Annotated in this window: 14 protein-coding genes and 1 pseudogene; 7 read left to right on the forward strand and 8 right to left on the reverse strand. The window is 63.7% G+C overall.

From position 1 onward, the window contains the following. Window positions 1-3: 3 nt before the first annotated feature. Together MAFF_RS11375 and MAFF_RS11380 are read right to left on the reverse strand one after the other, a co-directional pair. Complete coding sequence (locus tag MAFF_RS11375; protein ID WP_044548264.1) at window positions 4-1,626, reverse strand: FAD-binding oxidoreductase; 1,623 nt, start codon at window positions 1,624-1,626, stop codon at window positions 4-6. Between the two features lie 203 nt (window positions 1,627-1,829). Continuing rightward, window positions 1,830-2,072: a DUF1344 domain-containing protein gene (locus MAFF_RS11380; RefSeq protein ID WP_032933679.1), complete on the reverse strand. Its 243-nt coding sequence runs from the start codon at window positions 2,070-2,072 to the stop codon at window positions 1,830-1,832. Window positions 2,073-2,512: 440 nt separating this feature from the next. Between MAFF_RS11380 and MAFF_RS11385 the strand changes: the two genes are divergently transcribed. Continuing rightward, window positions 2,513-3,007 carry a YegJ family protein gene (locus MAFF_RS11385; protein WP_044550820.1) on the forward strand — a complete coding sequence of 165 codons (495 nt, stop codon included), beginning with the start codon at window positions 2,513-2,515 and terminating at the stop codon, window positions 3,005-3,007. 13 nt (window positions 3,008-3,020) lie between these two features. On the opposite strand, the gene MAFF_RS11390 is transcribed toward MAFF_RS11385, so the two are convergent. Beyond that, the gene (locus MAFF_RS11390; RefSeq protein ID WP_244420777.1) at window positions 3,021-3,971 is read right to left on the reverse strand and encodes a hypothetical protein; all 951 of its coding nucleotides are present in this window, start codon (window positions 3,969-3,971) and stop codon (window positions 3,021-3,023) included. Window positions 3,972-4,296: 325 nt separating this feature from the next. Further along, a complete protein-coding gene (locus MAFF_RS11395; RefSeq protein ID WP_044548265.1) occupies window positions 4,297-5,334 on the reverse strand; it encodes a CapA family protein in 1,038 nt (345 codons plus the stop codon). Window positions 5,335-5,505: 171 nt separating this feature from the next. Between MAFF_RS11395 and MAFF_RS11400 the strand changes: the two genes are divergently transcribed. Further along, entirely contained in the window at window positions 5,506-6,762 is a 1,257-nt protein-coding gene (locus tag MAFF_RS11400) for a hypothetical protein (protein WP_010911060.1), read from the forward strand. Window positions 6,763-6,877: 115 nt separating this feature from the next. Here the strand turns inward: MAFF_RS11400 and MAFF_RS11405 are convergent, their stop codons facing one another. The 4 genes from MAFF_RS11405 to MAFF_RS11420 are packed head-to-tail and all read right to left on the reverse strand — an operon-like array spanning window position 6,878 to window position 11,749. Next, window positions 6,878-7,168 carry a hypothetical protein gene (locus MAFF_RS11405; protein ID WP_010911061.1) on the reverse strand — a complete coding sequence of 97 codons (291 nt, stop codon included), beginning with the start codon at window positions 7,166-7,168 and terminating at the stop codon, window positions 6,878-6,880. Between the two features lie 27 nt (window positions 7,169-7,195). Continuing rightward, window positions 7,196-8,131, reverse strand: a complete 936-nt coding sequence (locus MAFF_RS11410; RefSeq protein ID WP_044548266.1) for a hypothetical protein — start codon at window positions 8,129-8,131, stop codon at window positions 7,196-7,198. Then, window positions 8,131-10,836 carry a hypothetical protein gene (locus tag MAFF_RS11415; RefSeq protein WP_010911063.1) on the reverse strand — a complete coding sequence of 902 codons (2,706 nt, stop codon included), beginning with the start codon at window positions 10,834-10,836 and terminating at the stop codon, window positions 8,131-8,133. Before MAFF_RS11415 ends, MAFF_RS11410 begins: the two co-directional genes overlap by 1 nt. Window positions 10,837-10,879: 43 nt before the next feature. Next, window positions 10,880-11,749, reverse strand: coding sequence for a protein-L-isoaspartate O-methyltransferase family protein (locus MAFF_RS11420; protein WP_044548267.1), 870 nt, complete (start codon window positions 11,747-11,749; stop codon window positions 10,880-10,882). A 518-nt stretch (window positions 11,750-12,267) separates the two neighbouring features. Here MAFF_RS11420 and MAFF_RS11430 point away from each other — a divergent pair. The 5 genes and pseudogenes from MAFF_RS11430 (at window position 12,268) to MAFF_RS11450 (ending at window position 20,568) form a co-directional block, all read left to right on the forward strand. Beyond that, window positions 12,268-13,899, forward strand: coding sequence for a DUF2778 domain-containing protein (locus MAFF_RS11430; RefSeq protein WP_010911065.1), 1,632 nt, complete (start codon window positions 12,268-12,270; stop codon window positions 13,897-13,899). A gap of 125 nt (window positions 13,900-14,024) precedes the next feature. Further along, window positions 14,025-17,189 carry an excinuclease ABC subunit UvrB gene (gene uvrB / locus MAFF_RS11435; RefSeq protein ID WP_044548268.1) on the forward strand — a complete coding sequence of 1,055 codons (3,165 nt, stop codon included), beginning with the start codon at window positions 14,025-14,027 and terminating at the stop codon, window positions 17,187-17,189. Window positions 17,190-17,369: 180 nt separating this feature from the next. After that, a complete protein-coding gene (locus tag MAFF_RS11440; RefSeq protein ID WP_010911067.1) occupies window positions 17,370-18,275 on the forward strand; it encodes a DMT family transporter in 906 nt (301 codons plus the stop codon). A 249-nt stretch (window positions 18,276-18,524) separates the two neighbouring features. Continuing rightward, window positions 18,525-20,050 (forward strand): annotated as a pseudogene (locus MAFF_RS11445) (ABC-F family ATP-binding cassette domain-containing protein). A 131-nt stretch (window positions 20,051-20,181) separates the two neighbouring features. After that, the gene (locus MAFF_RS11450) at window positions 20,182-20,568 is read left to right on the forward strand and encodes a nuclear transport factor 2 family protein (RefSeq protein ID WP_010911070.1); all 387 of its coding nucleotides are present in this window, start codon (window positions 20,182-20,184) and stop codon (window positions 20,566-20,568) included. Window positions 20,569-20,594: the final 26 nt, after the last annotated feature.

The following is a 20,594-nucleotide window of genomic DNA, read 5'->3' on the forward strand; positions in this document are numbered from 1 at the left end:
TGCTTATGCAACCCCGCTCAGCGCCTTGATGCCACGGTAGAAGGTCGAGGAAAACAGTTCCGTAGGGTCATAGTGCCGTTTCGCCGCCAGGAAGGCCGGCAGTTCGGGATAGGAGGCCTGCAACTCCTTGGCCGTGTAGTGCAGCTGGTAGGGCAGGAAGAAGCGCCCGCCATGCTTGATCGTCACGTCGATCAGCGCCCGCGTCAGCGCCCGCATCTTCGCGTTGCCGTCTGCATCGGTCGGCTGGTTGATGTAGAGCACCAGCGAATAGGCCGGCTCCGGCGCGTAGGTCAGCGCCACATCCTCCTTGTGGACGATGCGCACCGAGGCGTTGAGCACCGGCAGGGATTGATTGCGCAGGATCTCGCGCGCTTCGGTGATGAACTCGACATAGGCCGCACGTGGAATGAAATATTCGTGCAGGATGTCGGTCTCGTCGTTCAGATCGTTGAACAGATACGGCACCGAATCGTGCATCGGGTTGTTGCGGGTGACGAGGCAGGCCTCGCCCTGCGCCATGGCTGCCGTGCGCGCCACCGTGCAGTTCTCGAATTTCGGTTCCAGCGTCTTTTCGGTGAACCACTTCAGCTCCTGGAACACGCTGCCCCATTTCGCCAGATTGATGATCACCCGCTTCAGCCCGACTGAGCCGGGTTCGCCGATATCGGGCTGGTCGGCGGGCGGCTCTTCGGCCACCTTGTCGTAGCGATAGACGATCATGTCCTCGAGGAAATTACCCGGCGCCGTCGACAGATGGCCGTAGAACAGGCCGATATCCTTGTTCGGCTCCAGCACCTCGGCGAAGAACTTCGGGAAATCGTCCGATTTGATGATTTCGCGCGAGGTGCGGTAGACGGCGTTGTCGACGATGTCGAGTGTCGCCTCCAGCACCACGCCGAACAGGCCGTAGCCGCCGACGACGTGGCGGAACAGCTCGCTGTTCTCCGTGGCCGAGCAGGTCGTCACCGACCCGTCGGCAAGCATCACCCGCATCGAGCGGATCGAGCCGGCCACCGAACCCGCCTGGTGGTCCATGCCATGTGCATTGACCGACAGCGAGCCGCCGACGGAGAAGATATCGGTCGATTGCATCGCCTTCACCGCGAAGCGCGGATGCAGCAGGTTCTGGATGTCGTGCCAGCGCGCGCCGGGCTGCAGCGTCATGGTCTTGGCCGCGGCATCCACAGTGACCTTGTTGAATTTCTTGAGATCGAGCACCAGCGCATTGTCGTCGAAGGCATGCCCGCCCATCGAATGGCGGATGGCCGCCAGCGACACTTTCAGCCCGTTGGCGCGGGCAAAGGCCAACGCCTTGGCGATATGGTGCTCCTCGCTGACCTCGACCACGCCATAGACCGGCGTCCGCGACAGGCCGCTGGCGTCGTTGATGTCGCCGCCCTTGGCCGACCAGGGCAGCGAGGGGTCAAAGGCTGGCGGACTGGCAATCGGTTTCAGCGGCAGGGCAATGCCATCGATGTCGGCGATGCGCCCGGCATTCTTCGGCCCTGAAGGCCCGCGCGCCAGCCGCGCCATGGTGGTTCCGCCCCACAGCACCGCGCCGCCGACGACAGCCGCGCCGAGCACCAGCCGGCGCGACAGGCGAAACCCCTTCTGTTCGTCAGCCATGCAAATCCCCCATTGGTCAAGGGATAGCGCGGCTCTTCGGCAAAAACCATAGGGGGCTGCCGGGGCAGCGATCCGCCACCTCAGTGGCTCGGCGATCAGCGAACAGGAGCATGAAAATGGCCGATCCCCGAAGGAACCGGCCAGGATTGGAGCAGGGTCTGAAAAATTCGGTCAGCAGGTCTGCCGACGCATGGCGCTCGTGTCTACGAAGCCTTCTTGATCGACGTCACCATGCCGGTCTTGTCATCGACGGTTACCGCCACCTTGGCGCCGACCTTCAGTTTGCCGATCTTCGCTTCCGGCGACAGCTGGTAGATCTTGCCGTCGTCGAGCGTAATTGACTTGGTCGTCGGATCGACCGCCTGGATGGTGCCCTGAACGGACGCGGCGTAGGCCGTACCGAGGAAGGCGAGCAGAGCGACTGTGGTTGCGAGGGTCTTCTTCATCGATAGCACTCCGTGCTGTTTCACTTTCCGGGCTGCCGCTTTGGGCAACGACAGCACCGAACGAGCCGACACTGGGCCTGAAAGCCTGCTGGCCGCAAATCACGTTGAGTGACTTTTTGCAAAGGAAATCATAGGCTTAATTCTGACACATTGCTTGCGGCTGGCGCAATTTCCAGCCGTATCGTTTGCGTCGACGCGCGCTGTTCGTCCACAAAAAGAGTCGTTTAGCCGATTGCGGCGGGCGCCTTCCGGTCATCACGCAGCCGCCATAATCCGCCCCGGATTGCATCACGCAACAGCCTGCTGATCTTCGATTGATACAAGTTTTGTTTCATGGATCAGCTCAACCGACATCTCAAAAGGTGGATAAAACTCGCGCTCTGGTTGCAAATTCGAAATGAATGCGCGATGATTTCAACCGTCGCGACGGGGGAGCCACGATGAAACTTGCAGTCCGGACCATGATATCCCTGATGCTGGCGTTTGCTCCGGGATTGGCCGGCGCGCAAGGCGTGGGTCCGGGCGACGACAAAACGGTGATCTTTACTCCCGACGATCCCGATATGGCTCTGGCTACCGCCAAGGCGCTAGCCAGACTGGATGAATTCCTAGCCTTGTCCGAGGCTCCTCCCCCTGGGACAGACAGGTTCAAACTGAAGGTTAAGGTGCGGGATGGAAACGTCACCGAACATTTCTGGGTCACACCGTTCAGCCGCACCGAGACCGGCTTTGTCGGCATCCTGGCGAACCAGCCGGAGGAAGTTCGCAATGTCGTCCTTGGGCAGACCATAGAATTCAACAGGGACGACATTTCCGACTGGGGCTATAGAAGCGGTGGGCGTCAAGTTGGCAGCTTCACCGTCTGCGTGATGTTCAAGAAAATGTCCAAAGAAGAAGCAGACACCGCGCGCGAACAATATGGCTTCGACTGCTGACGGCGGGATCCGATCAACCGATCTCGTCCGTCGCCCCGATCTTGCGTACCAGCGCCGCCGTCGCCAGCATGGCGCCCATGTCGGAGATCATCGGCGCGACATGCCTGGTGTAATCGAGCGGCACCGAAATCTCCGGCAGCTCGAAGAAATTCTTCGCCTGCGGCAGCAACAGGAACCCGTCGCCGCCGTTGAGCGCGACGCGGGCGGGATCGTCCGGCCAGGTTTCGCCGAGCCATTTCAAGGCCTGCGCCAGCCGACCGGTCACCAGCGGCCGAGCCGCCTCGACATTGTCGGTGCGGAATTCGTAGGCCGCGTCGAGCAATGGCTCGCCCGACGATAGCTCCTGCAGTTTGGACCCGAACAGGCCGCGGAAAAAGCCGACGACCGCATTGGTCCGCCGCGTCGCAACCAAAATCCCCGGGAACGGCGCGACGGCTTCGAAGGCGACGATGACGCCTTTGAAGGCCGTCGATGAGCCCTTGCCGGTGCCTTCCCGCAGTTCGGCTTCGTAGAGCTCGAACGGAAACCCTTCGTAGCCGCCGGAAACGACATCATCGAACGTTTGTCGATTGAAGGGCCCGACCGCCTCGCGCGGCAGCCGGTCGAACGAGTTCGGCCTGCCGCCATGCTGGTAGCGCACATCCCTGATGAAGCCGAAGATGATGGGCAGCAGCGTGTCGCGGAACGATTGCTGCAGCCGCGTCGCCGGCTTCATGGCCTGGAAATAGAGCAGGATCGATGCCGCGAAGCCGATGACATAGAGGAATACATGCGGCGTCGAGAACCATTGCTCGTGGGGATCGGCGACCTTGTTGAACAGCCAGGCAATCACCACCACGGCCAGCAGCACCAGCCCGACGAACAGCGGCACCCGCCAGCGGACCTGCCGCACCGCCGAGGCCCGCGCCGCCTCATAGGCCTCGATGTTCTTCCGGATGCCGGCGATGACAGTCTCATCAGGCATGAAATCCGCTGCTTCCACCGCCACCCCCCGCAAGCCTCGACAGGTTCATGATAGCTGGTTTTGTGCCACGTATCGACTACGCTGCCGCGAGACGGTGCCTATCCGAAAACGTCGGCGCCGCCCCTCATCCGCCTGCCAGCACCTTCTCCCCGTATAGTGACGGGGAGAAGGGAGTTAGCCGTGCCGGCGGCGCTCCACTTGCAACGCTGGCAATTGGCGAAACCATCGATAACGGCGTCCTTCTCCCCGGTACTATACGGGGAGAAGTGCCCGGCAGGGCGATGAGGGGCAGCGCCATACCTGTCCGATGGTAATGCACTTGCTTTCATGTGCAGTGCTGCCGAAAGATCGCGCCCAGCCGCCCCTCGACCTTGTCGCGCATACGGCGCTCCAACCCCTCCACCGGCACTAGTCGCTCATGATCCCCGTCCCGCAGCCGCACGAACGGATGCATCTGGTAAGCCGCAATCGCACCGCGCGACCCCTCATCCGCACTGACATCCGCGACAAAAATCCCGCCAATGCGCCCCGGCCATGGCTGGCGGGCGAGCGCGGTGCCGAGGAGATCGCCGAGCCCATAGGCGACGACAGTCTCGCCGATCCGTTCCACCGGCTGCATCACATGCGCATGGTGGCCGGCGATCAGCCGGACACCCTGCCCGGCCAGGCGCCTGGCCAATGCCCGCGTCCCGGCCCGCGGAAAGTGCCGGAACTCCCAGTCCCAATGCGGCACCGCGCAAAGAAGATCGAAGCCGCGCGGCCAGCCGGCCAGATCGCTGCTCATCGACACACGCCCGGCAAACAGGCTCTCATCTGCATTGCGCCATAGCGTGAAGGCGGCGAAGCCGACATTCAACAGCCGAACTTTGACCGGCTGCACTGCGCCATCGGCGGCAAGGCCTATGCTGCGGATGCCGAGCCGCTTCAGCGCCGCCACCGTCTCGTCGAGACCGGCGACGCCCTGATCGAGGACATGATTGTTGGCTAGCGACAGCACCAGTTTTTCGTGCGCGATACCGACCGCCGCCAGCGCCTCGGCCAGAAACCGCTCGCTCATCGCATGATGCGTGCCGAGCTTTGTGCCGAGCACCGCGCTCGGCCTCTCCAAGACAGGGCTTTCGCAATTGCCGATCACCAGATCGGCAGCGCCAAGCAGTGCCTTGATTGCCGGATCGCAGTCCGGCGCATGCCGGTTGGCCACCGCCGAGATATCGCCGATGAAGGCAAGCCGCACCGTCTGCCTTGGCGGTGGTTCCATCAACCTCCCCGCCATCGGCGCAAACCCCAAAGCATCGCCGCTAAGTGACGGCTTCAGAAAACGCGGCAGCCAGGACAGTTTGTAGGAAAGCGGATAATTCGACACGCGACGCCCAATCGTTTGCCTTGTGTAGACGGTCCGGCGAGCAGGTTGAAGCGTGTCCTTCGACAATCGCACATCTTGGATCATGGCCCGCCCGGCCACATCGATGCCGACAGGCGCGACGCCGCAAAACGTGTATATTTGCTCCGCGCGACACAGATATCGGGGGAGACGATGAACCGACTTTCAAGCCTGCTGGCATCCGCATTCATTCTGCTCGTGCCGCTGTCTTCGGCGCACGCCGCTATGCCCGAAGCGGCAACCGCGCTTTTCGATGCGAAGACCGTGGCCGCGCGCGACAGCGCTCTGTCGACCCTGGAGGCGGCCGCACCGAAAGACCCGGCATCGGCCTATGCCGCCGGCGCCGGAGAATTCTTCACCGCACTTGAACTGCTCGCCAGCGGCCTGCACCGTCACGGTTTCGAAAGCCCGCAATCCTTCATGCTGCCGCTGATGCAGCTGCCGGTTCCCTCTAATCCCAATCCCGAGCCACTGACCTACGAAGAGTTCCGCGCCATATTGGTCACCTTCCGCGACAGGCTGGCAAAATCCGCCGCGACGCTGGGTTCGGTGCCGGCCGATGCCGATATCGGCATGGTCATCGACCTTACCCATGTCGGCATCGACCTCAACGAGGACGGCACGATCGCGCCGGACGAAAGCATGGCGGCCATCATGGCCGCGCTGTCGCACGGCAGCATTTCGCAGGGCGATACCGCACCGGTGCTGACCTTCCGTTTCGACCGCGCCGACGGCTATTGGCTGCAGGGCTATGCCGAGTTCCTGATGGCGCAGGCCGATTTCTGGCTGGCGCATGATTTCAGAGGTACTTTCGACGGCTCCTTCCACATGCTGTTCCCGCGCGCCAAGCTGCCATTGCAGGATATTCTCGTGCCGCCGCCCAGCGAGATGGGCTCGAGCATCTTCTCCTCGGAATGGCGCATCGCCGATTTCATCTCGATGGTGCACATGATCAACTGGCCGGTGGTCGAGCCGGAGCGCCGCAAGGCGGCACGCCAGGAATTGCTCGAAATGATCCGGCTGTCCCGCGAAGACTGGAAAGCGATCCGCGCCGAGACCGACAATGACCGCGAATGGCTGCCCGGGCCGCAGCAGAAGGGCGAGAACCCGCTGACCGGCCTCGAAGTCGGCGAGGAGCAGGTGCAGGCCTGGCTCGCCACCTTGAGCCTGGCCGAGGACCTGCTCGAAGGCCGCGCGCTGCTGCCGCATTTCCGCGTCACCGGCAAAGGCATCAACATGAAGCGCTTCTTCGACGAGCCGAAGCCTTTCGACCTGGTGCTGTCGATCACCGGCCCTGGCATCGCGCCCTATCTCGAAAGCGGCAGGATCCTGACTAGCGAGGATTTCGACCAGATCCAGCGCGAATTCGGCGGCGGCGGGTTTTTGACGTTCGCGCTGTGGTTTAACTGAGCGGCCTATCAGAACTTGGGTCCCTGCCCTCGCCAGGCGGGGAAAGGACCCAGGTTCGCCGGGTCCGCCAGCAATTGCGGGAAAATCGTGAAACGGTTTTCCCGGAGAAATTACGTCAAACAAAGAGCTGGAAAAGCCGCCGCTGGAGCCGCAGCAACCCGGCCAGGGCGGCGACTATCAGCGCGTTCGATATCAGGCCGATCGCGGCGGTCGTCCAGGCGATGTCGCCGGATTGGCCAATGATAGCGAACGGAAATCCGGCCGCGATCACGACAATCGCCGCGAGCAATCCAAGCCAGCCCATGCCCTGCCGCTTGACCAACCGGCTGAGGAAATAGGCGATCCCGACCAGCAGGATCCGCAGCGGGTCCAATATCTGGGTGATGACAATGGCGGTCAGAAGCATGTGTAAGAACCGGAGTGCCAAAAGGCCCTAACGCTGAAACCCGTGCAACCGGGCGAGCAACCATTGCAACGGATTGCCGACGAAGGCGCGGGTGACGAACGTATCGTGGGCGGCATCGGATGCAAGCAAGGCGATGGTGCCGGCTTCGAGGCGGCGGGGCGGATCGGAACTGGCGTCGATGCCCTGGCCCGCCAGCAACTGCCGGATCTCGGCATTGCCGGAGGCGGAGGATTTGCCATAGGCGCTGACGAAGAAACTTTTCCGGTGCTGCGCGATCCAGCTGGCGAAAATATCGGCTTCGTCGAAGACGGCGTCGAGCAGGATGACGCCGAGCAGGCGTCCACCGATGTCACCGTTCCTGAGAATGGAAGCGGCCGGATTGTAGCCGCCGCTATAGGCGACCAGCACCACCGGCATGGCGTCGAACTTTGCCGCCTTGGCGCCGGTCAGCTTAGCCAGTCCCTGTGCCGCCTCGGCCATGAATTTGGCAAAATAGCCCTGCGTCCAGAAATTGCCGGCGCTGGAATCCTGCGCATTGCTGGCGAATTGCGGCGCCACCAGCACGGCGTTGAGGCCCGACGCCTCGACCTGCGCGACGACCCGCTGGCGGCCGACCACGTCGCGCTGCAAGGTGGCGCCATTGCCGTGGAAGAACACCACGATGAGAGCCGGCTTGGTCGGATCGAAGCCTTTCGGCACCGCCAGCAGCGTCGATCGGTCGGAATAGGTCTCGTCTTCCCAATAAATGCCGCCGCGCGGCGAGGTGTGGCCGTGCCTTCCATCCGCCGCCGTGACGTCGAGAAACGACGCGGAGCCGTCAGGCAGCTTGCCTCGATAAGGGAAGGGCGACGACTTGAACGGCACGATGGTCGAGATGGCCTTGCGCAAGCGCGCCCCCTGGCTGGCCACCGGAAACATCGCCGTGGCCAGCAATCCGGCGACGATGGCGCGCCGGTCCGGCATCAGGCCGCTACCAGCCGGATGGACGGCGCCCTGGATGGCAACAGCACGGCGAAGAAGGCCGGAATGGCGATGAGATAGGCAATCGCCGCCCATTGCAACACGGCGCTTAAGCCGAAGCTGGTGGCGACGATCGGCACGGCGGCCGAGCCGATGACCGAGAAACAGCCATTGATGCCCCAGGCCCAGACGAACAGATGCTCCTTGCCGAGCCGCGCCAGCCAGGTCATGGCGGTGGCCATCGGCATGCCCATCAGGAAGGCCGGCGGCGACACCAGGAGAAAGCAGAGCAGCAGGCGCACCGCATAGGGATAGGCGCCGATCCGGTCGAGCACCGGCGACAGATAGAAGCCGTAGGCGAGCAGCAGCCCGCAGACAGACAGCAGCACTATGGGCAGCAGAGTCCTGGCGCGTTCGAAGATGTGCTCGGCAAACAGGCTGCCGAGGCCTGAAAACACCAGCATCGAGGAGATCAGCACCGAGGCCGACACCGTCGGGTTGGCCAGCGCCACGGTGAAGCGGCTGATCAGCCCGACCTCGACCATGATGTAGCCGAGGCCGAGACAGGCGAAATAGAGGATGGTGCCGAGCTTGCCGCGCGAGCGCGAGAACACGATGCGCCAGCCGAAGATGACCGGCAGCAGCACCAGCGACGCCGCCGCAATGCAGGCAATGCCGAGCGTCGCCCAGATCAAGAGATAGCCCCAATCGTCCTGGAACAGGTCGAGCCGGTCCAACGTGCGCGGCAAATCGGCGACCTTCACATAGGCGGCGAAATAAGGCTGGTCGTTGCTGAGCGCCCGGGCGTCGAAGACGTAGTCGCCGGCAAGTTTTTCCCAGCCGCCGGTCAGAAGCGCGTGCCAGGTCATGCGCTGCAGTTCCGTCGCCGGCAACACTTGCGGGCCGGTATCGCCGCCGGCGCCCGCACAGGCGTCGAGCGTCGGATCGGCCGGCGCCGTCGGATCGCAGTCGGGGTTAGCTGGGGCGGTCGGGTCGGCAGGCGCGGTCGCACCGGAGGCCGGCTGCGTCAGCGTCGCGTCCTGTCCGCTGCCGAAGATAGAGGCGCGATAATCATCGAGAACCTTTTGCGCGCCCGAGCCGTCATAGGTCATTCCCGGATAATAGACTTCCTCCCAGGACATCGACTTGGTGTAGTCGCGCAGCGTCTTGATTTCGGCCTCGGTGAAGCCGCCGCGCTTGAACAATACGGTCGTGGTCGAGAGGTAACTCGAGACGGCGAAGATGTCGTTGGCCGCACCTTGGCTGTCGAAGGTCCTCGCCGCTTCGGCGACGGTCGAATAGAGCTTCAGGACCGATTTCGGCGGCTCTTCCTTGTTCCACAAGGTGATCGACAGCACACCGCCATCGGCCAGCGCATGCATGTAGCTCAGCATCGCTTCGCGCGTGTAGGCATATTTTTCCGAGATGGCGAAGCCGCCGGGATTGGACAGGCCGACACTGTCGGCGAGGCTGAGGTCGATGACATCGTAGCGCTCCCTCGTGTTGGCGAGGAACAGGCGCCCATCATAGTCGATGACCTTGAGCCGCGGCTCGGCCAGGATATCGCCGGTGACATCCTTCAGCACCGGATCGCGGAACGCCCGCAAGGTCATCGGATTGCTCTCGGCGACGGTCACCGAGGTCGAACCGGCATTGAGCGCGGCCTGCGTGGAGATGCCGCCGCCGAACTGCACGACGAATGTCTTGGGCTTGTCCTTGATGACATAGGGATAGTGCATTGGCAGATAGCGGAAATAGAGCTGCTCGGCCGGCGCCAGATTGCGCATGATGCCTTCCGGCCCGTCGCCGTCGCGGTACATGCCGACATAGGTGTTGGCCGGCACTTCGGGCATGCCGAAGGCGGCATTGTCGCTCAGGCCCGGCGCGAAATGCATGTAGGAACTGGCATAGACCTGCAGATCGCCGAAGGGCGAGACGCTGCGGTAGATGCGCTTGCCGTCCGGAAAGTTGCGGGCATAGGCGACGCCCTTGTATTGCGACACGGCAATGTCGGGGATGCCGAGCAAGCCGGGCAGCATGAGGTAGCCTGATATCGACAGCGCCGCGACCACGACGCCGGCGACGACGCTCTTCCAGGCGCCGAAAGCCAGGAACCACAGGATTGAACCTGCGGCCCAAAGCAGGAGCGGCACGACGATGATGGTTTCAGGCGCGAACAGATAGAGCGACACCAGCACGGCGAGGCCGGCGAGCCCCGAACCGGTGAGGTCGGCGAAATAGACACGGCCGAAGGCGGTGCGGCTTTTCAGGAAGACGATGCCGAGGAAGAACGCGCCGGCCAGGAACGGCAGGAGATAGAGCAGGAAATTGGCGAGCAGCCGCCATTTCTGCGCCGGGTCGGACACCAGGAAGATGGCGTTGAACGGCACTGTCTGGGCGACGAGGTTGGAGCCGACGGCGAGCGGGCCGATCAGCAGCAGGGCCGCGGTGGCCGCCCCTTGCCAATGGCGGTCGAACCAGCCCTTGCCGGCGAAGATGACGACGCTGGACAGCGAGAAGCCTAGCATGGCGAGGCTGACCACCAGCGAACCGAAATGCGACCAGCTGCCGACCGCGAACACACGCATGATAGCGATCTGCAGCGCGATGATGGCGCCGGCGATCAGCCCGACCGCGAGGTAATGCGCGAGCCGAGGCGCCTCAAGCGAGGTGATGCTTGGTCGAGAGGTCGATACAACAGCCGTCATTCAGGCCCCTTGATGCGGCGGCTTAGCCCGACAGCACGGCAACTCAGCTGTTGTGCGTGCCGACGATCTGGTCGCCTTCCAGCTTGGTGAACGGCACGAACGGCACCACCTTGCCATTGTAGATGTCCGAGCGGACGATGTTGAACGTGCCGTCCGCGAGCTGCTGCTTGGTCACCTTGAGCACGTGCTGCGCGCCCGGCGGGCCGACCGGAATGACCATCACGCCATTGGGCTTCAACTGCTGCAGCAGCGACGGCGGAATGTGGTCGATGCCGCAGGTGACGATGATCTTGTCGAACGGGCCGACGCTTTCCCAGCCATAATAGCCGTCGGCATTGCGGCTGGTGACCGAACCGAATTCGCTGTAGCCGCGCTCGACCAGCCCGTCATAGGTGCGCCGCGTGCGCTGCGCCAGCGGATTGATGATCTCGATCGTGTGCACCTTGTCGGTGAGGTTGGCGAGATAGGCCGACTGGTAACCCGAACCGGTGCCGATCTCGAGTACGGCCTCGCCGAATTGCACGTCGATCGCCGTCGTCATCCGCCCGACCAGGTGCGGACCCGAAATCGTCACGCCATAGCCGATGTCGAGGAAGGCATGGTCGTAGGCGCGCCCCAGATTCTGCGGCAGCACGAATTCCTCACGCGGAGTCAAAAGGAAGGCGCGCTTGTTGCGGTCGTCCAGCACGTCCTTGTTGTAGACCATGATCTGGAAGCGATCGAATCGCTGCGCCAAAAACTTCGGATCCTCGCCGCGATTGGCCACCATCCAGTCGATGAACGATTTTTTGTCGTTGAACGGCACTTCGGCGTTGCGGTCGTAGGGCACCGGCACGTTGGCCCTGACCATGGCTGGAAGAATGGAGAACGCCGCCGCACCCGCCGACAGCGTCAAGAAATCCCGACGCCTCATGGAAAAAGCCTCCAAAAGTGGCCTTTGCCACCCCAAAACCAAGCACTTCAACCCGATTGCACCGCCTCCCAAAACGAGTCAATGGGCGTCGAGGGGCGACCGTGCGGGCCGAAAAAATGTGGCAGGCGGGCAACAGTTTTGCCGATGCCATCGGCTTTTGCAGCCCCGCGGAACGGCGCGCGGCATTGCCGCAGGGCTCGCTGGAACGGCGCTGTCTTATATTAGCAATGGCTGTTTTGCTTGACTCGGTCGCCAAAAACAGGCAGCAAACCTGCATCGGAAGGGCTGAAATACCGCGTGCATGATCGTGGACGAGCCTTTTTTGGCACAAAGTCCACGTCTCTCGGTTGGTTTTGAGAGGGATTGGTTAACCAACTTTGTCCATATTTTGAAGCAATCGGCAATCAACGACAGGCGCGGCAAACGCGTCGGGGACCACCCTGGGATCACTCGCAGAATGGTCGTCGCGGCTGACAAGGCCACGTACGGGGAAAACCGATTGGAGCGAGATTGGTTGCATGGCGTTGTCGAGTAAACACAAAATAATCCGGGACCAGCGCGAGGGCGGCGAGTTCGTCGATGCGCAGCGCACCCCTTCCTTCAACCCGAAACGGATCGTCCGCTGGGTCGCGGTGCCCGGTGCCAGCGCCGCTGTCGGCCTCTGGCTGATCGGCACCATGGCTGGCCTCAGCTCCGTCGGCGCCTCGCTGTCGGCGACATCGAGCGGCCTGCCGCAGACGCTGGCCATGCCGGGCTCGCTGGCAATGGCCGATCCGCTGAAACAGCACTTCCTCAGATCTTCGGCGCCGTTCGTGCTGGCCAATGCCCATGGCGGCACTCAGGCCCTGCATGACCATGCCGTGCAATGCGGCGCCACTTGCTTCAAGCTGGCCAGAGTGAGCCCACTGGGTGAGAAATCCGCACGCCTGGCGGCCCATGCAAGGCCGGAACAGCCAATCTTGAAGTCGAAGGCACAGGAGCGCTTCGAACGCATGGAGGCGTCGCTGTCGCCGACCAAGCTCGCCGCCGCCTTTGCCGGCGCCGGCAAGCCCGACGCCACGGCCGACGCCCGCCCGATGATTTCCCAGGCCGCGCCGCAGATTACCGAGGCGTCGCTGGTTCCGTCAGTCCAGGTGGTGGCCAGCCTGTCGAACGATTTGCCGGCTCCGGCGGCGGAACGCTTCGCCCGTGCCGATACCGGCGCCGTCGTCCAGACCGCGCCGCCGCCGGCGGGCCTTGCCCAGTCGCAGACGCCTGACAACACGCAGCTGGCACTGGCCCTCGTCCAGTCACTGCCGGTCGAGGACGAAGCATTCGCCTCGCCGCTGCCGATGACCGAATCCTCTGCCGACGTCGCGATTGCACCTGCCGAGACCCAGCCGCAACAGCCCGGCGACGCCGCCTCGCTGCCGGATGCGCTGACCGACGACGTGCCGCTGCCGACTGGCCGCCCGCAATACGACACGCCGCGGCAGCCAAAGGCCGTGGTGGAACAGGATGAGCCGGCGCCGCAGCCCAAGATTGCTCAGCCCAAGATCGCGCAGCAGAAACCGGCGCCGCAGGCAAAGCCGGTCCAGCAGGCCCAGCCCGCAAGACCGGCCCGGGCCGGCCGGTCTGGCGAGAGCGGCGATGTGCTGGCCTATGCCAAGCCGGACATGCCGTCGGGCGGCCTTGGCCAGGCGTTCAGGAACCTCTTCAATGGACCGGGCGGCGGAAGCGGCGCCGGCCGCGGCGTCGCCGTCTATGACATCAGCGCCAAGACCGTCTACATGCCGGATGGCCAGCGGCTCGAGGCGCATTCCGGCCTCGGCGCCATGGTCGATCAGCCGCGCTATGTCCATGTGAAGGATCGTGGCCCGACGCCGCCCAACACCTATAATCTGTCGCTGCGTGAATCGCGCTTCCATGGCGTCGAGGCCCTGCGCCTGACCCCGGTCGGCGGTGGCAACAAATACAACCGCAACGGCCTGCTCGCCCACACCTACATGCTGCGCGGCGGCCGCGCCGAGTCCAATGGCTGCGTCGTTTTCAGGGACTATTCCCGCTTCCTCGCCGCCTTCAAGAAGGGCAAGGTCACGCGTCTCGTCGTCGTGCCGCGCCTGAGCGGATCGCCGACCCAAGTGGCGACGGACAACGCCCGCGGCGCCTGACCGCCGGCAGATACCCCTCGGCAACTGCCTCCTCCTGACAGCCTTCTGTCAGGAGCCGCGTCGGGGCATGCGCCTCGCCGCATCGCGCTCTTTCCATTTTCGCCAAGACCTCCCATATTCGGGGCATGGCCAAATCCCCCGGTAAAAGAACGCCGCCGACGGCGAATGACGACCGCGCCGCGCCGAAGCGGCGCAGCCCGCTGACCGATTTCCTCGACGCCTCCGAACCGCTGCACAAAGGCGGCTTCGCCGAGATGCCGCAGCCCGAACTGTCGGGCACGCCGCTGATCGGTTCGATCGCCGACTGGGCCGAGCAGATCGAGCAGGAGGCCGAACGCGAAGGGCGCCAGACCGGCAAGGGCGACGGCGGCAAAGCGCCAAAACCATCCAAGAAGATCCCCGAGCGCTCATCCGCGCCCGGGCGCACCGCGCGCGGCACCTCAATGGGCGGCGCGGCCACCGCTCGGGAGCGCGCCGCGGTCGGCCTCAATCCGGTCGCCGGCCTCGACATCTCGCTGGAAGAGGCCGAGACGATGACGTCGAGCGGCGTCACCGCGACGGTCGCCGCGCTCTCGGCGCTGATCGAATCCGGCAATCCGCTGCACAAGGACGGCGTGCTGTGGACGCCGCACCGCCCCGCCCGGCCGGAAAAGTCGGAAGGCGGCATCGCCATCAAGATGGTGTCGGACTTCGAGCCAGCGGGTGACCAGCCGACCGCCATCAAGGACCTTGTCGAAGGCGTCGACAACAATGACCGCACCCAGGTGCTGCTCGGCGTCACCGGCTCCGGCAAAACTTTCACCATGGCCAAGGTGATCGAGGAAACGCAGCGCCCTGCCTTGATCCTGGCGCCAAACAAGACGCTGGCGGCGCAGCTTTATTCCGAGTTCAAGAAATTCTTCCCCGACAATGCGGTGGAGTATTTCGTCTCCTATTACGACTACTACCAGCCGGAAGCCTATGTTCCGCGCACCGACACCTTCATCGAGAAGGAATCCTCGATCAACGAGCAGATCGACCGCATGCGCCACTCGGCGACGCGCTCGTTGCTCGAGCGCGACGACGTCATTATCGTCGCCTCGGTGTCCTGCATCTACGGTATCGGTTCGGTCGAGACCTATACGGCGATGACCTTCCAGATGCAGATCGGCGACCGGCTCGACCAGCGCGCTCTGCTCGCCGACCTCGTCGCCCAGCAATACAAGCGGCAGGACATCAATTTCGTGCGTGGCTCGTTTCGCGTGCGCGGCGACACGATCGAGATCTTCCCGGCCCACCTTGAAGACCGCGCCTGGCGCATCTCGATGTTCGGCGACGAGATCGAGCAGATCACCGAGTTCGACCCGCTGACCGGCCAAAAGACCGGCGAGCTGAAAAGCGTCAAGATCTACGCCAACTCGCACTATGTGACGCCGCGCCCGACGCTCAACCAGGCGATCAAGTCGATCAAGGAAGAACTCAAGCAGCGTCTGGTCGAACTCGAGCGTGCCGGCCGCCTGCTGGAAGCACAGCGCCTGGAACAGCGCACCCGCTTCGACCTCGAAATGCTGGAAGCCACCGGCTCCTGCGCCGGCATCGAGAACTATTCGCGTTATCTCACCGGCCGCCAGCCGGGCGATCCGCCGCCGACCTTGTTCGAATATATTCCCGACAATGCGCTGGTGTTCATCGACGAAAGCCACGTCACCGTGCCGCAGATCGGCGGCATGTATCGCGGCGACTTCAGGCGCAAGGCGACGCTGGCCGAGTACGGCTTCCGGCTGCCTTCCTGCATGGACAACCGGCCGCTGCGCTTCGAGGAATGGGACGCTATGCGCCCGCTCTCCGTCGCCGTTTCGGCGACGCCGGGCGGCTGGGAAATGGAACAGTCCGGCGGCGTCTTCGCCGAGCAGGTCATCCGCCCGACCGGCTTGATCGACCCGCCGGTCGAGGTGCGCCCGGCCAAAAGCCAGGTCGACGATGTCGTCGGCGAGATCCGCGAAACAACAAAGGCCGGCTACCGCACGCTGGTCACCGTGCTGACCAAGCGCATGGCCGAGGACCTGACCGAATATCTGCACGAGCAGGGCGTGCGCGTGCGCTACATGCACTCCGACATCGACACGCTGGAGCGCATCGAGATCCTGCGCGATTTGCGCCTCGGCGCTTTCGACGTGCTGGTCGGCATCAACCTTTTGCGTGAAGGCCTCGACATTCCCGAATGCGGCTTCGTCGCCATTCTCGATGCCGACAAGGAAGGGTTCCTGCGCTCGGAAACCTCGCTCATCCAGACCATCGGCCGCGCCGCCCGTAACGTCGACGGCAAGGTCATCCTCTATGCCGACCAGGTCACCGGCTCGATGGAGCGGGCGATGGCCGAGACCAACCGCCGCCGCGAAAAGCAGATGGAGTGGAACGCCGCCAACGGCATCACGCCGGAGTCGGTCAAATCGCGCATCTCCGACATTCTGGACTCGGTCTACGAGAAGGACCATGTCCGCGCCGACATCTCGCAGTTCACCGACAGCGCCGGCGCCATGATGGGCAACAACCTCAAGGCCCATCTCGACGCGATGGAAAAACAGATGCGCGACGCCGCCGCCAATCTCGACTTCGAGAAGGCCGCCCGCATCCGCGACGAGATCAAGCGGCTGCGTGAGATGGAACTGTCGATCTCCGAAGACCCGCTGGCCAAATACGCCGACATGGAAAGCCCGGTCTCGGGCCGCGAAAAGGGCAAGCACAACAAGGGCGTGGCCAAGCACCGTACGGCAGAGGAACAGGAGCGTTTTCGCAAGCTCGACGAGGCACGCGCCGCCGAAGAGGCCGCCAGGGCTGCCCGACCCAACCTCTTCCGCAAGCCGGCGCTTGACGAGATGGGCGCCGACGGCGCCGTGCCGGCGAAGAAGCCGCTGTTCGCCAAACCCTCGATCGACGACATGGGGCCCGGCACCGACATGCCGACGCCTGCGGGTGCGGTGTCACGCTCGCTGTTCAAGAAACAGTCGGCGTCCGAAGCGCACGGTTCCGACTTCGGTATTCCAGGCGAGCCGGTCAGGCCGCTGTTCAAGAAGAACTCGCTGGACGAGATGACCGTGCGGCGCACCGAAAAGCCGGTCGAAGGAAAAGTGCCGGCGAAGCCCCAGCCGATCTCCCATCCTGTGGGGGCCGGCAGGACAGACGTGAAGGATCGTGACGATTCCGCCAAGCCAATCGTTCGCCAGCGCGCCGGCATCGGCTCCTACGAGGACCCAGGCGACGCCCGCCGCGAAAAGCGCAGGCCGGGGAAAACGGGCAGGCCGGGGAAGTAGCGGCTTCTTCCTTCCCCCTTGCGGGAGCAGGGAAACGCTCTTCCTCGTCGCGGCTTAACATCTGCTTGTCAAAGTCGGAACAGCCTCTGGACTATGCGCTCGCGCTTGCCGCCAGACTGCGGAAACGGTACGCACGGCTGCAATCCTGCCTCTGCACGCAAAGCTCTGCACCGACTCCCCATGAAACCCAGGGACATCGCCGCCTACGCCTTCCTGACCGTCACCTGGGGCCTGTCGTTCCTCGTCCTGCTCAAGGTCGTACACGCATTCGGCTGGATCGGCGCGGTCACCTTGCGCTCGCTGATCGCCGGCATCACGCTCTTCCTGTTGGCGGCGGCGACGCGGCGCCGGCTCGATTTCAGCGCCGGCTGGCGGCACTTCGCCGCGGTCGGCGCGACGACAGTCGCGGCGCAGCTGATCGGCCTGTCCTACGCCACGCCGCGCATCGGCACGGCGATGGCGGCCATCCTCGTCGCCGCGATCCCGCTGTTCTCGATGATCCTTGGCCAGTTATGGGGGCTTGAGCGCATCACCGTTCGCGGGCTGGCTGGCCTGCTGCTCGGCGCCGCGGGTATCGTGGTCCTGGTCGGCTTCCCCTCGGTGCCGATCACGCCGTCCTTCGTATTCGGCTGCGCCGCCTCGCTGTTCAGCTCCTTCTCCGCCGCCTTCGGCAGCAACTACACCAATCGCCATCTGCGTTCGGCCGGCTCGTTCGAACTCACCGGCGCCGCCTTCCTGTTCGGCGGGCTGATGACGCTGCCGCTGTTGCTTGTCGTGCCGGTGCCGGCCATGCCGCGTCCTGTCGATTTCCTCTATCTCGTCCTTCTCGCCTGCGTGATGAGCGCGCTGACCTATGTCGTCTATTTCCGGCTGGTGGCCAGCATTGGCGCAACCAGGACGATCAGTGTCGAATTCGCCGTGACCACGATCGCGGTGCTGGTTGGCACTGTCATGCTTGGCGAGTCGCTGGCCATCATCCAGGGTTTCGGCGCGGTGGCGATCATCGGCGGCTGCATACTGGTGCTGGATCCGTTCCCGCGCCGGGCGAAAGCGGCGGCCTTGCCATCCGCCCCGCCTTTGGTGTAATCGCTTCGCACACTCGAACGTCTTGAAAGGAGGGCTCACGTGTTCACGTTTCATCGTCACCATCGTCAGCGTGGCCCGATCTCTGCCCTGCAAGCCAGCTTGCAGGGCTGACCAGGGACGGTCCGGGTTTTTCCCGCTTCGATTTTTTGGTCTGCCCTTCGTGGTGCCGCAACGCCTAGCCTGATGGCCGGCACGCGCACCGTTCAAAGTGCATCCGGAGCTGTCTCCGGCAAGACCAGAGAAATCCAAATGGCCCTGATCAGCCTCAAATCCCTCGGTGTCACCATGAGTGCGCCGCTCTTCTCCAAGCTCGACCTCACCATCGGCAGTGGCGACCGCCTCGGCATCGTCGCCGCCAACGGCCGCGGCAAGTCGACCTTGCTCAAATGCCTGACCGGCGAGATGGAGCCGACATCAGGCGACATCACCCGCACGCGCGGCCTGCGCGTCGGCCATGTCGAGCAGTCGGTTCCCCCTGCCCTTCTTAGCCGCAGCTTTCATCAGGTGGTGGCCGACGCCTTGCCGCCGGAGCAGGCCGAAAGCGAGATGTGGCGCGTCGACGTCGTTCTCGACTCTCTCGACGTGCCCGAGGTAATGCGCGAGCGGGAAATGCAGGCGCTGAGCGGCGGCTGGCAAAGGCTGGCGCTGATCGCTCGCGTCTGGGTCACCGATCCCGATGTGCTGCTGCTCGACGAACCGACCAACCATCTCGATCTTGCCCACATCAGCCAGCTGGAAAGCTGGCTGAACGCGCTGCCGCGCGAAGTGCCCGTCGCCATCGCCAGCCATGACCGCGCCTTCCTCGACGCCACCACCAACCGGACCCTGTTCCTGCGCCCGGAACAATCGCCAGTGTTTGCGCTGCCCTACTCCCGCGCCAGGCGGGCGCTCGACGAGGCCGACGCCTCGACAGCGCGCAAGTTCGAGCGCGACATGAAGGTCGCCCAGCAGCTGCGAAAGCAGGCCGCCAAGCTCAACAACATCGGCATCAATTCCGGCAGCGACCTTTTGACGGTGAAGACCAAGCAGCTCAAGGAACGGCCGAAAAACTGGAAGAGGCGGCGGTATCAGCACATCGCGAAAAATCGGCCGGAGCGATCCGGCTTGCCAATCGCGGCACCCACGCCAAGGTGCTGATCACCCTCGACGATGTGGCCGTGGAAACGCCCGACGGCACGCTGCTGTTCAGGACCGGCAAGCGCCACATCTGCCAGGGCGACCGCATCGTACTGCTTGGCCGTAATGGTGTCGGCAAGTCGCGCTTCGTCAGCCTGATCCGCAACGCCATCGCCGAACCCGACACGGTCGCGAACGTGAGGGTGACGCCGTCGACGGTGCTCGGCTACAGCGACCAGGCGCTGTCGGGCATCAGCGGCGACGACACGCCGCTGGCGATGGTGTCGCGCCGCTACGATGTCGGCGAGCAGCGCGCCCGCTCGCTGCTTGCCGGGGCCGGCGTGGTCATCGAGATGCAGGAGAAAAGGATCGGCGTGCTGTCCGGCGGCCAGAAGGCGCGGCTGATGATGCTGGCGCTCAGGCTCGCCAACCCCAATTTCTATCTGCTCGACGAGCCGACCAACCATCTCGACATCGATGGCCAGGAAGCGCTGGAGGAGGAATTGCTGAAGCACCAGGCAAGCTGCGTGCTCGCCTCGCACGACCGCTCCTTCATCCGCGCCATCGGCAACCGCTTCTGGCTGATCGAGAAGCGGAAGCTGACCGAGGTCGAGGACCCGGAAGAGTTCTTCCGTACCGTGGCAGAAGGGTCGAATTGACAATACAGACACGCGGGCCGGCGCTGCCAAATAGTGCTGGCCCGCAAGAAAGTATTAGCCCGCAATAATACTTTTCTATCGCCCGAAAAAGGCGCATCCTGACGCTTCGCGAACGAGGGAGGAAAACGGTCATGCGCGGCGTGGACGTCGTCAAGAACCTTTATGATGCTTATTCAAAACGCGACATCGTGGGCGCGCTGGGCCACTGTTCCGATGATGTCGTCTTCCGCTGGGTCGCAGAACCGCATGCGCCTTTCATCGCGGCTGGCAACGGCAAACAGCAATTCCTTGACCGCCTCATGTCGCTGGACAAGGATTTCGAATACCGGAGCTTCGTCCCGATGGACTACATCGACGGTGGCGACAAGGTTGCGGTGCAGGTCGAAATCCATCTGACCCGCAGAACCACCGGCCAGGAGCTTGTTATGCATACGGCTGACTTCTGGACGATACGCGACGGCAAGATCATCGCGCTGGTAGAATATTACGACACCGCGCTGGCCGCTTCGGTCCTCTGAAATAATTTCGGCGCTCTGTCGGATCG

Origin of the sequence: Mesorhizobium japonicum MAFF 303099, from assembly GCF_000009625.1 — a bacterium.
GTDB lineage: Bacteria > Pseudomonadota > Alphaproteobacteria > Rhizobiales > Rhizobiaceae > Mesorhizobium > Mesorhizobium japonicum.

Coding starts and splice junctions, on each gene's coding strand:
- uvrB (WP_044548268.1), top strand. CDS start 14,025: ATGGCCAAATCCCCCGGTAAAAGAACGCCGCCGACGGCGAATGACGAC.
- MAFF_RS11375 (WP_044548264.1), bottom strand. CDS start 1,626: ATGGCTGACGAACAGAAGGGGTTTCGCCTGTCGCGCCGGCTGGTGCTC.
- MAFF_RS11390 (WP_244420777.1), bottom strand. CDS start 3,971: ATGCCTGATGAGACTGTCATCGCCGGCATCCGGAAGAACATCGAGGCC.
- MAFF_RS11385 (WP_044550820.1), top strand. CDS start 2,513: ATGAAACTTGCAGTCCGGACCATGATATCCCTGATGCTGGCGTTTGCT.
- MAFF_RS11420 (WP_044548267.1), bottom strand. CDS start 11,749: ATGAGGCGTCGGGATTTCTTGACGCTGTCGGCGGGTGCGGCGGCGTTC.
- MAFF_RS11405 (WP_010911061.1), bottom strand. CDS start 7,168: ATGCTTCTGACCGCCATTGTCATCACCCAGATATTGGACCCGCTGCGG.
- MAFF_RS11450 (WP_010911070.1), top strand. CDS start 20,182: ATGCGCGGCGTGGACGTCGTCAAGAACCTTTATGATGCTTATTCAAAA.
- MAFF_RS11415 (WP_010911063.1), bottom strand. CDS start 10,836: ATGACGGCTGTTGTATCGACCTCTCGACCAAGCATCACCTCGCTTGAG.
- MAFF_RS11400 (WP_010911060.1), top strand. CDS start 5,506: ATGAACCGACTTTCAAGCCTGCTGGCATCCGCATTCATTCTGCTCGTG.
- MAFF_RS11440 (WP_010911067.1), top strand. CDS start 17,370: ATGAAACCCAGGGACATCGCCGCCTACGCCTTCCTGACCGTCACCTGG.
- MAFF_RS11430 (WP_010911065.1), top strand. CDS start 12,268: ATGGCGTTGTCGAGTAAACACAAAATAATCCGGGACCAGCGCGAGGGC.
- MAFF_RS11410 (WP_044548266.1), bottom strand. CDS start 8,131: ATGCCGGACCGGCGCGCCATCGTCGCCGGATTGCTGGCCACGGCGATG.
- MAFF_RS11380 (WP_032933679.1), bottom strand. CDS start 2,072: ATGAAGAAGACCCTCGCAACCACAGTCGCTCTGCTCGCCTTCCTCGGT.